We start from the raw sequence: 15,917 nt of genomic DNA, 5'->3' as shown, positions 1-15,917 counted from the left end.
GTCAGATCACCCCGTTCGACTTGAGCAGCCGCAGTTCCTCGTCGCCGAGGCCCAGCTCGCCGACGTAGACCTCTTCGTTGTGCTCGCCGAGCAGCGGCGAACTGGTGACCCGCACCGGGGAGTCCGAGAGCTTGAGCGGGCTGCCCACGGTCACGAACTCGCCCCGCTCGGGGTGCGGGACGGTGACGACCATCCCGTTGGCGACCAGGGAGTCGTCCTCGATGATCTCCTTCGTGGACAGGATCGGCCCGCACGGGATGTTGTGGGCGTTCAGCCGCTCCAGCACCTCCCACTTGGGCAGGGTGGACGACCACTCCTCGATCAGCTGGAACATCTTGTTCAGCTTCGGCAGCCTGGCCTGCGGGGTCGCCCACTCGGGGTCGTCGGCCAGCTCGGGCCGGCCGATCAGCTCGCTCAGCGGCCGCCAGCCGACCGGCTGGACGATGACGTACACGTAGTCGTTGGGGCCGCCCGGCGCGCACTTGACCGCCCAGCCCGGCTGCCCGCCGCCGGACGCGTTCCCGGACCTGGGAACCTCGTCGCCGAAGTCCTCGTTGGGGTATTCGGCGAGTGGACCATGGCTCAGGCGCTGCTGGTCGCGCAGCTTCACCCGGCAGAGGTTGAGCACCGCGTGCTGCATGGCCACGTTCACCCGCTGACCGCGTCCGGTGTGCTCCCGCTGGTAGAGGGCGGCGAGGATGCCCGCCACGACGTGGACGCCCGTGCCCGAGTCCCCGATCTGGGCCCCCGTCGCCAGCGGCGGCCCGTCCTCGAAACCGGTGGTGGACATCGATCCGCCCATGGCCTGCGCGACGACCTCGTACGCCTTGAACGCGGTGTACGGGCCCTCGCCGAACCCCTTGATGGAGGCGTAGACGATCCGCGGATTGATCTCCTGGACGCGGTCCCAGGTGAAGCCCATCCGGTCTACCGCGCCCGGCCCGAAGTTCTCGACCATGACGTCCGAGCGCCGGATCAGCTCGGTGAGGATCTCCTTGCCGCGCTCGGTCTTGGTGTTGAGGGTGATGCTCCGCTTGTTGCAGTTGAGCATCGTGAAGTAGAGGGAGTCGACGTCCGGCAGGTCGCGCAGCTGCCCGCGCGTGACGTCGCCGCTCGGCGCCTCCAGCTTCACGACGTCCGCGCCGAGCCAGGCGAGCAGCTGGGTCGCCGAGGGCCCGGACTGCACATGCGTCATGTCCAGGACACGGACGCCCTCAAGGGCCTTCGCGGGCGTGCCTGTTGTGCCGGTCGTGCCGGTCATGGGGGTCACCTCACTTGTACATCGTCTGGTTCATGGTTCCGGGGGCGTACGCGTCCGGGTCCACCCACACGTTGATCAGGGACGGCTTGCCGGACTCGCGGGCCCGGCGCAGCGCGGGGCCGATGTCGGCGGGGTCGCGGACCTCCTCGCCGTGGCCGCCCAGCATCCGGGCGAACCGGTCGTAGGGCACGTCGCCGAGGGTGTTGCCGACCCGCTCGCGCTCCTTGCCGTACTTGGCGGCCTGGCCGTAGCGGATCTGGTTCATCGAGGAGTTGTTGCCGACGATGCCGACGAAGGGGAGGTCGTAGCGGACCAGGGTCTCGAAGTCCCAGCCGGTGAGGGAGAAGGCGCCGTCCCCGAAGAGGGCGACGACCTCCTTGTCGGGCCGGGCCTGCTTGGCGGCCAGCACGAAGGGGACGCCGACGCCGAGGGTGCCGAGCGGTCCCGGGTCCATCCAGTGGCCGGGTGCCTTGGGCTGCACGACCTGCCCGGAGAAGGTGACGATGTCGCCGCCGTCGCCGATGTAGATCGAGTCCTCGGTGAGGAAGTCGTTGATCTCGCTGACCAGCCGGTAGGGGTGGATGGGGGAGGCGTCCGACCTGAGCTGCGGCAGCCGCTTGTCCAGCGCCGCCTGCTCGGCCGCGCGCAGCTCGTCCAGCCACTCCTTGCGCCTGGCCGCCCCGCCGTTGAGCCGCCCGGACGCCGCCTCGGTCACCGACTTCAGCACCAGCCCCGCGTCGCCGACGATGCCGAGGTCGATGTCGCGGTTCTTGCCGACGGTGCGGTAGTCGAGGTCGATCTGCACGACGGTCGCGTCCGGCGAGAGCCGCTTGCCGTAGCCCATCCGGAAGTCGAAGGGCGTGCCGACGATCACGATCACGTCGGCGTTGGAGAAGGCGTAGCGGCGGGAGAGCTGGAAGTGGTGCGGGTCGCCCGGCGGCAGGGTGCCGCGGCCGGCGCCGTTCATGTACGCCGGGACGTTCAGGGCGCGGACCAGCTCGGCGGCGGCCTCGGTCGCGCGGGTCGTCCACACCTGGCTGCCCAGCAGGACGGCCGGTTTCTCCGCGTGCACCAGCAGGTCTGCGAGCTTCTCGACGGCCTCCGGGTCCCCGGCCGACCGGGTGGAGGCGCGGTAGGCACCGGCCCGCGGCACCCGCGCCCTCTCCGCCGGCACCTTGGCGTCCAGCACGTCGCGCGGGATCTCCAGGAAGGACGGCCCGGGCGCGCCGTGGTAGCACTCGCGGAACGCCATCGACACCATGTCGGCGGCGCGCGCGGTGTCCGGCACGGTGGCCGCGAACTTGGTGATCGGCGTCATCATGTCGACGTGCGGCAGGTCCTGGAGGGACCCCATCTTGTGCTGGGTGTGCGCGCCCTGACCGCCGATCAGCAGCATGGGTGACTCGGCGCGGAAGGCGTTGGCGACCCCGGTGACGGCGTCGGTGGTGCCCGGGCCCGCGGTGACCACCGCGCAGCCGGGCCTGCCGGTGACGCGGGCGTAGCCGTCGGCGGCGTGCGCGGCGACCTGCTCGTGGCGTACGTCGACCACCTCGATGCCCTCGTCGACGCAGCCGTCGTAGATGTCGATGATGTGGCCGCCGCACAGCGTGTAGATGCGGTCGACCCCCTCGGCCTTGAGTGCCTTGGCAACGAGGTGGCCGCCGGAGATGACGTCCTGGGTGTCGTCGGGCATGGCGAAGTCCTGTCCCTTCACGAGGGGTCGGGGCGCTCTCGCGGTAGATTGCATACAGTCGACGAATACTGTATGAAGCTTGTTATCCCGCATCCGGTGGGTGGTGTCCAGGGGGCGTGCGGCACTTTCAGTCAGGAGCCGGAATGGACCTGTACGAACACCAGGCAAGGGAACTCTTCGAGGAACACGGGATCGTGGTGCCGAGGGCCGAGGTGACCGACTCGCCCGGACGGGCCCGCGAGATCGCCCGCGCACTCGGCGGACGCGCGGTCGTCAAGGCGCAGGTGAAGACCGGCGGGCGCGGCAAGGCGGGCGGGGTGCGGCTCGCCGCCGACCCCGCCGAGGCCGAGGAGGCGGCACGGCACATCCTCGGCATGGACATCAAGGGCCACCGGGTCGACGCCGTCATGCTCGCCGAACCCTGCGCCGTCGAGCGGGAGTTCTACGTCTCCTACGTCCTCGACCGGGCGTCCGGGGGCTTCCTCGCCGTCGCCTCCGCGGAAGGCGGCACGGAGATCGAGGAGGTCGCCGCCCGGCGGCCCGAGGCCGTGGCCCGCATCCCCGTCGACCCCGCCACGGGCGTGCACACGGCCACCGCGGTGCGCATCGCCGACGCCGCGGGCCTGCCCCCGCAGACCGTCGACACCCTGGTGCGGCTGTGGAAGGTGCTGGTCCGCGAGGACGCCCTTCTGGTCGAGGTCAACCCGCTGGTCAGGACGGTCGAGGGCCGGATCGTGGCCCTCGACGGCAAGGTCACCCTGGACGACAACGCCCGGTTCCGGCAGTCCCGCTGGGGCGACGAGCGGCCGGCGGCCACCGACTCCCCGGAGGCGCGGGCCGCCACCAAGGGCCTCAACTACGTCAAGCTCGACGGCGAGGTCGGCGTCATCGGCAACGGCGCCGGACTGGTCATGTCGACGCTCGACGTGGTCGCCGGCTGCGGCGCCCGCCCCGCCGACTTCCTCGACATCGGCGGCGGCGCCTCCGCCCGGGTCATGGCCGACGCGCTGTCGGTCGTCCTCTCCGACCCCGACGTGAAGTCCGTCCTCGTCAACGTCTTCGGCGGCATCACCGCCTGCGACACGGTCGCCGACGGCATCGTCCGGGCCCTGGACGAGGTCCGGCTCACCAAACCGCTCGTCGTACGCCTCGACGGCAACAACGCCGCCCGGGGCCGCGCCCTGCTCGACGCCCGCGCACATCCCCTGGTCGAACAGGCCACCACCATGGACGGCGCGGCCCGCCGTGCCGCCCGACTCGCCACCGCGGCGCCCACCGCCGGATAAGGAGACAGGACCACATGGCGATCTACCTCACCAAGGAGAGCAAGGTCCTCGTCCAGGGCATGACCGGCGCCGAGGGCATGAAGCACACCCGCCGCATGCTGGCCGCGGGCACCGACGTCGTCGGCGGTGTCAACCCGCGCAAGGCGGGCCGCACCGTCGACTTCGACGTCCCCCAGTGCCTGAACGGCCTGGGAGGTGCCCCCATTGCCGTCCCGGTCTTCGGCTCGGTCCGCGAGGGCGTCGAGAGCACGGGTGCCGACGTCAGCGTCGTCTTCGTGCCGCCCGCCTTCGCCAAGGCCGCGGTCGTGGAAGCCGCCGACGCCGGCATCGGCCTCGCGGTCGTCATCACCGAGGGCGTCCCCGTGCACGACTCCGTCGCCTTCACCGCCCACGCCCGGACCAGAGGCACCCGCGTCATCGGCCCCAACTGCCCCGGCCTGATCACCCCCGGCCAGTCCAACGCGGGCATCATCCCGCCCGACATCACCAAACCCGGCCGCATCGGCCTGGTCTCCAAATCGGGCACACTCACCTACCAACTCATGTACGAACTGCGCGACATCGGCTTCTCCACCTGCGTCGGCATCGGCGGCGACCCGGTCGTCGGCACCAGCCACATCGACTGCCTCACCGCCTTCCAGGACGACCCCGACACCGAACTGATCGTCCTCATCGGCGAGATCGGCGGCGACGCGGAAGAACGCGCGGCCGCCCACATCCGCGAGCACGTCACCAAACCGGTCGTCGCCTACATCGCCGGCTTCACCGCGCCCGAGGGCCGCACCATGGGCCACGCCGGCGCGATCGTGTCCGGCTCCTCGGGCACCGCACGGGCGAAGAAGGAAGCGCTGGAAGCGGCCGGCGTACGCGTCGGGAGCACGCCGACCGAGACGGCACGGCACGTGCTCGCCGTCCTCGACCCGGCGGCGCGCGACGGAGCCCGCGCATGACGGCGGCCCGCGCGCAGGGCACCGAGGCCCTCACCCTCAAGTCCGGCACCACCTGGGCCGACGCCTGGCGGCGCTGTGGCGCCGTCGCGCCCGAGGCGTTCCGCGACGACCGCGTCCTCAACCTCTGGGACGCCGGCTGGCGGGCGGACGGCCGGGTCCTGCCGGCCACCAGCCCGGTCGACGGCACCCCGATCGCCGGACCGCCCCGGATCGACGCCGCCACCGCCCGGCACGCCGTACGCGCCTCGCTCGACCAGCACCGGGCCTGGCGCCACGTCCCCCTGCCCGAGCGCCGCGCCCGCGTCGCGGCCACCCTCGACGCCCTCGCCCAGCACCGCGACCTGCTCGCGCTGCTGCTGGTCTGGGAGATCGGCAAACCCTGGCGGTCCGCGCGGGCCGACGTCGACCGCGCCGTCGACGGCGTGCGCTGGTACGTCGACGGCATCGACGCCATGCTCGACGGGCGCGCCCCGCTGGACGGCCCGGTCTCCAACATCGCGAGCTGGAACTACCCGATGAGCGTGCTCGTTCACGCCCTGCTGGTGCAGGCACTGGCGGGCAACGCGGTCATCGCCAAGACCCCGACCGACGGCGGCGTCGCCTGCCTGACCCTGGCCTGCGCGCTCGCCGCCCGCGAGGGACTTCCCGTCACCCTCGTCAGCGGCAGCGGCGGCGAGCTGTCCCAGGCACTGGTGCGCGCGCCCGAGATCGGCTGCGTCTCGTTCGTCGGCGGCCGGGACGCGGGCGCCGCCGTCGCCACCGCCGTCGCCGACCTCGGCAAGCGGCACATCCTCGAACAGGAGGGACTCAACACCTGGGGCATCTGGAACTTCACCGACTGGGACACGCTCACCCGGGTGATCCCGAAACTCTTCGACTACGGCAAGCAACGCTGCACCGCCTACCCGCGGTTCGTCGTCCAGCGGCAGCTGTTCGACGCGTTCCTCGCGGCGTACCTCCCGGCCGTGCGCACCCTGCGCCTCGGCCACCCGCTCGCCGTCGCCGCACCGGACGACCCGTACCCGGCGCCGGACTTCGGTCCGGTGATCAACGCGGCCAAGGCCAAGGAGCTGCACGACCAGGTCGCCGAGGCCGTCGACCGCGGCGCCGTCCCGCTGCACCGCGGCAGCGCCGCCGACGCCCTCTTCCTGCCCGGCCAGGACACCTCGGCCTACGTTCAGCCGGTCACCCTGCTCAACCCGCCCCGGTCCTCGCCCCTGCACCATGCGGAACCCTTCGGCCCGGTCGACACCATCGTCCTGGTCGACACCGAGGCCGAGCTGCTCGCCGCGATGAACGCCTCCAACGGCGCGTTGGTCGCTACCCTGTCCACGGACGACCCGGCGACGTACGACCGGCTCGCGCCGCAGATCCGCGCGTTCAAGGTCGGCCACGGCGTACCGCGCTCCCGCGGGGACCGCGACGAGCTGTTCGGCGGGCACGGGGGCTCCTGGCGCGGCGCCTTCGTGGGCGGTGAGCTGCTGGTGCGTGCCGTGACGCGCGGCCCGGCGGGGGAGCGGCTGCCGGGGAACTTCCCGGACCAGCACCTCATGCCGTAGTAGGAGCCGAGGCGGCGCACCGGCCCGGTGGGCGCGTCCGCCGGTGGGCCTCCGGGGCCGGTCAGCCGATGCCCTGCCGGTCCGGCCGCAGGGCGAAGGCCCGGTCCGCCGGGGTCGGCGCGGTCCGCTCGACGGCCTGCCGCAGCAGCTCGCGGTGGCGCAGCAGCGGTGCGCGCCGTTCCGGCGGCACGAGCAGCAGCAGGTCGTCGAGACCGGCCATCAGGCGCCGCGTGACCTGCGGCGCCCCGGTGGCGCAGGCACGGACCTCGGCGAACCCCAGGTCCACCAGCTCGGCCCAGCCGGGCACGGGCCGCACCAGCCGGACCGCACCGAGCCGGTCCCGGTGCGGCACGGCGTCCAGCGGCCGCCGGGACAGCGTGGCCAGGATCTGCACGACCCGGTCCAGCGCCTGTACGGCGGTCGTCGGATCGTTCACCGCGGGGGACAGGGCGCGCAGCCCGATGTCGGACAGCTGGCGCAGCCCGAACGCCAGGTCCTGGTGGAAGGTGCGCTCCACCCCCACGGACAGGGCGTACCGCAGCGCCCGGCGCGGTGGAGCCGCCCCGCCGTGCACCGCCAGGACCGGGGTGCCCGGCACCAGGAAGTCACCGATCCGCGGGACCAGCCGCAGCACCACCCCGTGCCCCCGGGCCACCCGCACCAACCGGGCGACGTGCACGTCCCGCAGCACACCGCCCTGCCCGTCGTGGGCGACCCACGCCGTCACGGGCCCGAGCCCGGGCGCCCCGCCGTCCTCCGCCGGCAGGGGCATCAGCGCCGCCACCCGCAAGGACTCGGCGGCGATGCGGGCGATCACATGGCTGACCCGCATCAGCCGCAGGGTGGCGTTCACGTACATCACGAAGAGCAGCAGGCTCAGCGCGACCATGACCAGGGTGAGCACCGACTGCACCAGCGGGACGGACGTGGCGGTGCGGGGGTCGGCCGTGCTGTCGTAGCTGGTCAGGACGAGCAGCGTCAGCACGAAGGTGGCGAGGAAGACCGCGAAGGTCGCCTTGGTGATCCGGCTGCGGACGAAGAGCCGCACCACGCGCGGGGTGAACTGCCCGCTCGCCATCTGCACCGCGACCAGCGAGATGCTGAACACCACACCGATGAAGGTCATCATCGCCGAGCCGACCGCCGACACCACCGCCTTCGCGTCGTCCGCGAACCGCAGCAGATCGGCGAGCGTGGCGTGGTCGCCGTCGTCCTGGAGCGAACGGACGAGCGCCGCGTCGAGCTCCTGGGCCACCAGCCAGACCACCAGCACACCCACCATCGCCGCCGTGGGCGCGAACCAGAACGTGTCCCGCAGATGCTCCCTGAGCGGCGACAGCGCCCGCGGCCGACGACGCGGGACGGGGCCCTGCGTAACCATCCAGTCACTCATGGTGCGACCCTAGGCGCACCGGAGCCGCGGGCCCCGGACCGCCGCTCAGGGAGAGGACGGGGGAAGGAAACGCAGGTGAAAGGCACCGGGAAACCTTGGTATGGTGGTCCATGTCGCCGCGGGGAGCACCCCCGCACCGCGACAGACACCTGGTCCGGGTGGCGGAATGGCAGACGCGCTAGCTTGAGGTGCTAGTGCCCTTTATCGGGCGTGGGGGTTCAAGTCCCCCCTCGGACACCAGAGCAGGCAGACGAGACGCCGGCCGGGATTTTCCCCGGTCGGCGTTTTCTCGTTCCGAGGGCCGTCGAAATTGCCGTGCGCCGCCGGTACCGGCCTCCCTACACTCACCGTGACACCGAGACCGAGTGAGGGGAGCAGGGCCGTGCGCATCCGCACCGCACCCGTCGTTCCCCCGTGCCGGCACGAGGTGATCCTGGTGTCCTCGGCCGTCCGGTGCCCGCTGCGCGGCCGGCACCGGAGGCCCGCCACGCACAGCTGACAGCCGACGCCCCGCACCGGGAGCGTCCGGCGCGTGCGCCGCGGGAGATCGCGCTGCCCTTTTCCGGTCCTCCGAAAGGCTTCGGGCCATGCGCACCAACCCGCTCACCACCGTCCGCAACCTGGGCATCCTCGCCCACGTCGACGCGGGCAAGACCACCGTCACCGAGCGGATCCTCTACACCACCGGTACCACCCACAAGCGCGGCGAGGTCCACGACGGCACCACCGTCACGGACTTCGACCCGCAGGAACGCGATCGCGGCATCACGATCTTCGCCGCGGCCGTCAGCTGCACCTGGGCGGGCCACCGGATCAACCTCATCGACACCCCGGGGCACGTCGACTTCGCCGACGAGGTCGAACGCTCCCTGCGCGTGCTGGACGGCGCCGTCGCCGTGTTCGACGCGGTCGCCGGGGTGGAACCGCAGAGCGAGTCCGTGTGGCGGCAGGCCGACCGGCACGGCGTGCCCAGGATCGCGTTCGTCAACAAGATGGACCGGGCCGGTGCCGACCTCGACGCCGCCGTCGCCTCCCTCCGCGAGCGGCTGCACCCCGTACCCCTGGTCGTGCAGCTGCCCATCGGCACGGAGGACGGCTTCACCGGTGTCGTCGACCTGCCGCGCATGCGCGCCCTCGTGTGGGCCGACGGCGCGGACACGGCCGAGGAGGGGCCGGTGCCCGACGCCCTGCGCGAGGAGGCGGCACGCAGGCGGCGGCTGCTGGAGGAAGCGGTCGCCGAACGCCATCCGGGCGCGCTGGAGGAGTTCTGCGACCGGGAGACGCTCACCGCGGCCACCCTCACCGGCGCCCTGCGCGACCTGACCCGCACCGGCGACGGCGTGGTCGTGCTGTGCGGCTCGGCCTACCGCAACCGCGGCGTCGAACCGCTGCTGGACGCCGTGGTCGCGTACCTGCCCTCGCCGCTGGACGTGCCCGCGGTGCGCGGCACCCACGACGGCACGGAGCAGGAACGGTCCGCCGACCCGGCGGCGCCGATGGCGGCACTGGCGTTCAAGGTGAACGCCACCCCGACGGGACGGCTGACGTACCTGAGGGTGTACTCGGGCACGATCGAGAAGGGAGACACCGTGTGGGACGCGGGCACGCGACGCACCGAGCGCATCGGCCGCATCCTGCGGGTACGGGCCGACCGGCACGACCCCCTGGACCGTGCGGTCGCCGGGGACATCGTCGCCGTGGTCGGGCTGAAGTCGGCCCGCGCCGGCTCGACCCTGTGCGCGCCGGACGCCCCGCTGCTCCTGGAACCCCCGGGCGTGGCCGAACCGGTCGTGCACGTGGCGGTGGAGGCCCGGCGTGCCACCGACACCGACCGGCTGGCCTCGGCGCTCGCCCGGCTGACCGAGGAGGACCCCTCGCTGGCCGTGCGGACCGACCCGGAGACGGGGCAGACCGTGCTGTCGGGCATGGGCGAACTGCACCTGGAGGTCGCCGTGGAGCGCGTCCGGCGCGAGCACGGGCTGGAGGTCGCCGTCGGCCGCCCCGGTGTGGCGTACCGGGAGACGGTCGGCGAAGGCGTCACCGGCTTCGTCCACCGGCACGTCAAACAGGACGGCGGTGCCGGGCAGTTCGCGCACGTCGTGCTCGACGTGGAGCCGTGGGAGCCGGACACCGAGGGCGGCGACGGGTTCGTGTTCCGTTCGACGGTCGTGGGCGGACGCCTACCGCAGGAGTACGTCCGGGCCGTCGAGGCGGGCTGCCGGGACGCCCTCGCCGAGGGCCCGCTGGGCGGGCACCCGGTGACCGGTCTGAGGGTCACGCTCACCGACGGGCAGACCCATGTGAAGGACTCCTCGGACACGGCCTTCCGCGCCGCCGGCCGGTTCGGTCTCCGCGACGCCCTGCGCGCCTCGGAGATGGTCCTGCTGGAACCGGTCGTGGAGGTCACGGTCACCGTGCCCGAGGAGGGGCTCGGCGGCGTGCTCGGCGACCTCGCCGCGCGTCGCGGCCGGGTCACCGGCTCCGACACGCGGGGCGGCGCGGCGGTGGTCACGGCCACGGTCCCGCTGGCCGAGCTGTTCGGCTACGCGACCCGGCTGCGCAGCCGCACCCAGGGCCGCGGCACCTTCACCGCCCGGCCCACCGGCTACGCGCCGGCGCCGACCGCGACGGCCGCGCGGTAGCCGTGCCGGGTGCCCCCGTCCACCAGGGCGGGGGCACCCATGGCCGTCAGGGGTACTGCACCACCTTCGACGGCACGGTGTCCGTCCCCGACGTGGGCGCGCCCGTGTCGTTGATGACGCACTCGTACTGCCCGTTGCCGCCGAGCGACACGACGAGCAGGCCGTGGAAGCGCACCCCGGCACGGTTCGGGGCGGCGAACCCGTGGTGCTGCACGATGGACGGGTTCACGTTGTAGTAGCAGTAGCTGCCCAGGCCCCAGCCCTCGTGCTCGGTGACGTCGTCCCCGACCTTGTAGGCGGCGTACCCCTTGACCGAGCCGTTCTGGATCGCGGCCTGGTCGGGGGCGTCGTACGCCTTCTCGTTCTGGAAGAAGACCGTGCGGCCGCGCTCCCCGTTCCACTGCACGTCGTACTTGTTGAAGTGCTCCACGAACAGGCCGGTCATCAGCACGTCGTCGCCGTTGACGACCACGCCGTAGTCGGCCCGGTTGGTCTCCCAGCCGACGCCGTCGCCGTGGTCGGCGCGCCACACCCAGGTGTGGTCGACGATGGTGTGCCGGCTGTTGACGACCAGGCTGGTGGTCGCCTTGCCGGGGCCCGCCCCGCCGATCCGGACGAACACGTCCTGCACGGTGGTCGGGTTGGCCGAGTGGTCCGCCGACGCGCCCTCGGGCCCGACCTCCAGCAGGGTCGGGGAGTTGACCGGACCGGCGTCCACGAGGAAGCCGGCGAGCCGTACGCCGTCCACGTCGGCGACCCTCAGCGCGGTGACGCCGCCCTCGGGGATGAGCGTGGCGTAGCCCAGGCCCAGGACGACCGTGCCCGCGCGGTTCACCTCCACGGTCCGGTCGAGGTGGTAGATCCCCGGCGTCAGCAGCAGGTGCAGGCCCTCCTCCAGCGCCTGGTTGAGGGTGGCCGCCGGGTCACCGGGCCGGGCGACGTAGAACTCGGACAGCGGGAGCGAGGTGCCGCGCGGGGTGCCGTTGCCCCAGGAGACGCCGCGGGCGTCGGTGCGCTTCTCCGGCAGGAAGACGCGGTACTCGTCGCCGTCGAGGTACAGGAACGGCTTCTCCCGGGAGACGGGCGTTGTCTCCAGCGTCGTGTACGGCGGTTCGGGGAAGCTCTGTGCGGGCGCGCCCTCCACGCCGGAGAACACCATGTTCCACACGGCGTTGAGCCAGCCGCCGACCGAGCTGTCCCGGGTGTACCACTGCTGCTGGGAGTACGGGCCGACAGTGCCGTCGATCCGGCTGTCGGCGATGTAGCCGCCGCTGGCCCAGCCGTAGCCGTCGGGGGCGAGGTTGAGGCCGCCGCGCACGTGCATGCGCCGGAAGGGCGCCGCCTGCGAGACCGCCCAGCGGTTGGTGCCGCTGACCGGGACCAGGGCCAGGTTCTCCGCCGAACGCCAGAAGTTCTGCGTGGCGTTGCCGTCGAACCAGCCGGCGTCGACCGTGACGTCGCCGTTGATGGTGGTGTCGTCGGGGGAGAGGCCGAGGCCCGCGATGGAGGTGTAGAAGCCGAGCTGGGCGTTGAGCCCGCTGTAGGTGCCGGGCTTGAACAGCAGCGCGTAGCGGCCGGTGCCGAACTGGGCGGACTCCTGCTGCTTGAAGATCTCGTCCAGTCTGCCCTGGATGTTCGCCGTGGACGGGTCGAAGACGATGACGTTCGGCCCGAGGTCGCCACCGCCGGGTAGCGCGCGAGCGCCATCGGGGGAGTCGACGGCGGATGCCGCGGCGGAGGGGGCGGCGGATGCGGTTCCCGCGCCGGTGAGTGAAGCCAGCACGGGGGCCGCCGCGGCCGCTCCGAGGAGGCTGCGGCGCCGTACCCCGGCGGGCCGGGGCGTGGGGGAGGGTGTGGGGGAAGAGGGCATGCGGGCGGCTCTCCTTGTTCGGAAAGTGAACGAAGTGGGGGTGGGGGAGCGCTCTCTGGGTGTGCATGCTTCATCCGCCCGCCGCGAGACGTCAAGAGTCGTGACGGTTTCTGTGTGCCGCGTTCAACAAGTGGGGCAACGCCGCGCGTTGGCCCACCCGCCGCCCCTTCTGTCGAATCCCTTGACACCCTCCCGCGTGCCCTCAACACTCCGACGTGGGAGAGCGCTCTCCGAGAATTTCCCCGACCTTCTCAGGAGGTCTCCATGCCACGGAGATCGAAAGTTCTGTCCGGCACCCTCGTCGCGAGCGCGTTACTGCTGACCTCGATCGGCGTCGGCACCGTCGCCGCCAACGCGGACACCCCCGCCGCCTCCGCACCGGCGTCGGCCGCGCACACCGGGCACACCATGGCGGCCTCGACCGCCTCCTCGCCCGAGGACCCGGACGGCGACGGCTACATCCCCGCGAACCCGCCGGTCACCGGCGTCACCCCGTCCACGAAGGAGCCGCCGCACCGCTACTTCCACGAGTTCCAGGCCAACTGCGCGGTCAGTCACACGGCGCCCGACGACCCGATCGTCTACGCGCAGCAGCCCGGGAAGTCGCACGACCACACCTTCATGGGCAACACGACGACCAACGCGTACAGCACCACCGCCTCGCTCGACGCCGGGTCCACCACCTGTCTGGCGCCCGGCGACCGCTCGGGCTACTGGATGCCCACCCTGTACGACGGCGACCGCCCGGTGCTCCCGGTCGGTCCGCAGACCATCTACTACAAGGCCGGCGTCACCGACTACACCAGTGTGCGGCCCTTCCCGAAGGGGCTGCGCTACGTCGTCGCCAGCCCGATGCAGAGCGCCCAAGAGTTCCGCGACCACCCGGGCTTCGTCGAGGGCTGGGAGTGCGGCGACAGCTTCTTCAACGTCGACTTCCCGGCCGACTGCCCCGAGCGTCAGGACGTCCAGGTCAACATCCGCTTCCAGGCGCCCAGTTGCTGGGACGGCAAGAACCTGGACACGCCGGACCACAAGAGCCACATGGCGTATCCGGTGGTCAACCCGGGGACCAACAACAACATATGTCCGGCCGACCACCCGGTCGCCCTGCCGATGATCGAGTTCAAGATGGCCTTCCCGGTCAACGGTGACCTCTCCCGGGTGCGACTGGCCAGCGGTGCGAGCTACTCGTTCCACTACGACTTCTTCAACGCCTGGGACGAGCCGACCCTGGCCGCCATGGTCGGCCACTGCATCGTCGGCGGGTTGCAGTGCGACGCGCGCGGCTACGACCAGACCCACCCGGAGGCCGGAGCGGCACTCAACCAGGACTACGAACTGCCCTGACCCCGCCCCTCCCCAGCAGACCGGCCCGGCCGTCCATGCCCCACCACGGCCGGGCCGCCCCTCCACACAACGAGTCCGCCCCCCAGAAACAGGGACTCCCCACCCCCCGACCCCGCAGACCGGAGACACACCCCGATGAGCCGACCCCACACCCCCACCAGCAGACTCACCCCCACCCGCAGACTCACCGCACCCCTGACCGCCGGCCTGCTCACGCTCGGCGCCCTCACCGCCCTGCCCGCGGCGCAGGCACACGCCGCCGGCAGCGTCGTGAAGGTCACCGGCAGCCAGGGCGCCTGGCGATTGACCGTGGACGGCAGCCCCTACACCGTCAAGGGCCTCACCTGGGGGCCGTCCCCCGCCGACGCCGACCGGTACCTGCCCGACCTGGCATCCATGGGCGTCAACACCATCCGCACCTGGGGCACCGACGCGAGCAGCCGCCCGCTCCTCGACTCCGCCGCCGCCCACGACGTCAAGGTCATCGCCGGCTTCTGGCTCCAGCCCGGCGGCGGCCCGGGCAGCGGTGGCTGCGTCAACTACCTGACCGACACCGCGTACAAGGACCAGATGCTGGCCGAGTTCCCGCGCTGGGTCCAGGAGTACAAGGACCACCCGGGCGTCCTGATGTGGAACGTCGGCAACGAATCGGTGCTCGGCCTCCAGAACTGCTACAGCGGCGACGAACTGGAGCGCCAGCGCGACGCCTACACCACCTTCGTCAACGACGTCGCCAAGAAGATCCACGCCGTCGACCCGAACCACCCGGTCACCTCCACCGACGCCTGGGTCGGCGCCTGGCCCTACTACAAGAAGAACGCCCCCGACCTGGACCTGTACGCCGTCAACTCCTACGACGCCGTCTGCGACGTCCGGGCCGCCTGGGAGCAGGGCGGCTACACCAAGCCGTACATCGTCACCGAGTCAGGACCGGCCGGCGAGTGGGAGGTTCCGGACGACGCCAACGGCGTACCTAAGGAGCCCACCGACCAGGCCAAGGCGCAGGGGTACACCAACGCGTGGAACTGCGTCACCGGGCACCGCGGCGTCGCCCTGGGCGCGACCCTGTTCCACTACGGCACCGAGTACGACTTCGGCGGCATCTGGTTCAACCTGCTGCCCGCGGGACAGAAACGGCTGTCGTACTACGCCGTGAAGCGGGCCTACGGCGGCGACACCTCGCGCGACAACACCCCGCCCGTCGTCTCCGGCTTCGGTGTGGAGGGCGACGCGGGCAAGGTGCAGGCCGGCAAGGACCTGGTGCTCACCGTGCGCGCCACCGACCCGGACGGCGACCCGATCGCGTACGAGGTGCTGTCCAACAGCAACTACATCGACCAGAGCAAGCAGTTGACCCCGCTCCCGGTCACCGACCTGGGCGGCGGACGCCTCAAGGTCACCGCCCCCGACCGGCCCGGCGTGTGGAAGTTCTACGTCAAGGCCACCGACGGCAAGGGGAACGTCGGCGTCGAGACCCTCTCGGCGCGGGTCGTGCCGCCCGCCGTGGACGGCACCAATGTCGCCCTCGGCAAACCGGCCACCGCCTCCTCCTTCCAGCCCGGTTACGGCGACTGCCCCTGCACCGCCGCCAACGCCGTGGACGGAAAGGCGGACACCAGGTGGGCCAGCGACTGGAGCGACCCGCAGTGGATCCAGGTGGACCTCGGCGCGCGCACCGCGTTCCGACACGTCCAGCTGTACTGGGAGGCATCCTACGCCAAGGCCTACACCGTCCAGACCTCCGACGACGGACAGAACTGGCGGACCGTGTCCACGGTGACCGACGGCAACGGCGGCGTCGACACCCTCGATGTGTCCGGCACCAGCCGCTACGTCCGCGTCAACGGCACCGCACGCGGCACGGGTTACGGCTACTCGCTGTACGAGTTCGGCGTCTACAGCTGACACCGGGAGGC

Annotated in this window: 10 protein-coding genes and 1 tRNA gene; 7 read left to right on the top strand and 4 right to left on the bottom strand. The window is 72.0% G+C overall.

The features are described 5' to 3' along the window. Nucleotide 1 precedes the first annotated feature (1 nt). Together frc and ACIRGB_RS06825 are read right to left on the bottom strand one after the other, a co-directional pair. Nucleotides 2–1,261: a formyl-CoA transferase gene (frc, locus tag ACIRGB_RS06830; protein WP_403859377.1), complete on the bottom strand. Its 1,260-nt coding sequence runs from the start codon at nt 1,259–1,261 to the stop codon at nt 2–4. Between the two features lie 10 nt (nt 1,262–1,271). Next, nucleotides 1,272–2,954, bottom strand: a complete 1,683-nt coding sequence (locus ACIRGB_RS06825; RefSeq protein WP_403859375.1) for a thiamine pyrophosphate-binding protein — start codon at nt 2,952–2,954, stop codon at nt 1,272–1,274. Between the two features lie 143 nt (nt 2,955–3,097). On the opposite strand from ACIRGB_RS06825, the gene sucC reads away from it, so the two are divergent. From sucC to ACIRGB_RS06810, 3 genes are read left to right on the top strand one after another with little or no spacing between them, the layout of a single operon-like run. Next, complete coding sequence (gene sucC, locus ACIRGB_RS06820) at nt 3,098–4,240, top strand: ADP-forming succinate--CoA ligase subunit beta (RefSeq protein WP_403859373.1); 1,143 nt, start codon at nt 3,098–3,100, stop codon at nt 4,238–4,240. Nucleotides 4,241–4,254: 14 nt separating this feature from the next. Next, nucleotides 4,255–5,190, top strand: coding sequence for a succinate--CoA ligase subunit alpha (gene sucD, locus ACIRGB_RS06815; RefSeq protein ID WP_403859371.1), 936 nt, complete (start codon nt 4,255–4,257; stop codon nt 5,188–5,190). Then, nucleotides 5,187–6,749: an aldehyde dehydrogenase family protein gene (locus ACIRGB_RS06810; RefSeq protein WP_403859369.1), complete on the top strand. Its 1,563-nt coding sequence runs from the start codon at nt 5,187–5,189 to the stop codon at nt 6,747–6,749. Before sucD ends, ACIRGB_RS06810 begins: the two co-directional genes overlap by 4 nt. A 61-nt stretch (nt 6,750–6,810) precedes the next feature. Here the strand turns inward: ACIRGB_RS06810 and ACIRGB_RS06805 are convergent, their stop codons facing one another. Continuing rightward, a complete protein-coding gene (locus tag ACIRGB_RS06805; protein ID WP_403859368.1) occupies nt 6,811–8,142 on the bottom strand; it encodes a DUF2254 domain-containing protein in 1,332 nt (443 codons plus the stop codon). A 152-nt stretch (nt 8,143–8,294) separates the two neighbouring features. On the opposite strand from ACIRGB_RS06805, the gene ACIRGB_RS06800 reads away from it, so the two are divergent. Together ACIRGB_RS06800 and fusA are read left to right on the top strand one after the other, a co-directional pair. Continuing rightward, nucleotides 8,295–8,382 (top strand) — tRNA-Leu (locus ACIRGB_RS06800). A gap of 347 nt (nt 8,383–8,729) precedes the next feature. Further along, nucleotides 8,730–10,784 carry an elongation factor G gene (fusA, locus tag ACIRGB_RS06795; protein ID WP_403859366.1) on the top strand — a complete coding sequence of 685 codons (2,055 nt, stop codon included), beginning with the start codon at nt 8,730–8,732 and terminating at the stop codon, nt 10,782–10,784. Between the two features lie 46 nt (nt 10,785–10,830). Here the strand turns inward: fusA and ACIRGB_RS06790 are convergent, their stop codons facing one another. Next, nucleotides 10,831–12,654 carry a coagulation factor 5/8 type domain-containing protein gene (locus ACIRGB_RS06790; RefSeq protein WP_403859364.1) on the bottom strand — a complete coding sequence of 608 codons (1,824 nt, stop codon included), beginning with the start codon at nt 12,652–12,654 and terminating at the stop codon, nt 10,831–10,833. Between the two features lie 264 nt (nt 12,655–12,918). Here ACIRGB_RS06790 and ACIRGB_RS06785 point away from each other — a divergent pair, with 264 nt between their 5' ends. Together ACIRGB_RS06785 and ACIRGB_RS06780 are read left to right on the top strand one after the other, a co-directional pair. Continuing rightward, the gene (locus ACIRGB_RS06785) at nt 12,919–14,001 is read left to right on the top strand and encodes a DUF1996 domain-containing protein (RefSeq protein WP_403859362.1); all 1,083 of its coding nucleotides are present in this window, start codon (nt 12,919–12,921) and stop codon (nt 13,999–14,001) included. A 135-nt stretch (nt 14,002–14,136) separates the two neighbouring features. Further along, entirely contained in the window at nt 14,137–15,906 is a 1,770-nt protein-coding gene (locus ACIRGB_RS06780) for a discoidin domain-containing protein (protein WP_403859360.1), read from the top strand. Nucleotides 15,907–15,917: the final 11 nt, after the last annotated feature.

Source organism: Streptomyces sp. NPDC102490, assembly GCF_044765285.1.
Taxonomy (GTDB): Bacteria; Actinomycetota; Actinomycetes; order Streptomycetales; family Streptomycetaceae; genus Streptomyces.
This window is presented reverse-complemented; position numbering and strand designations above follow the sequence as displayed.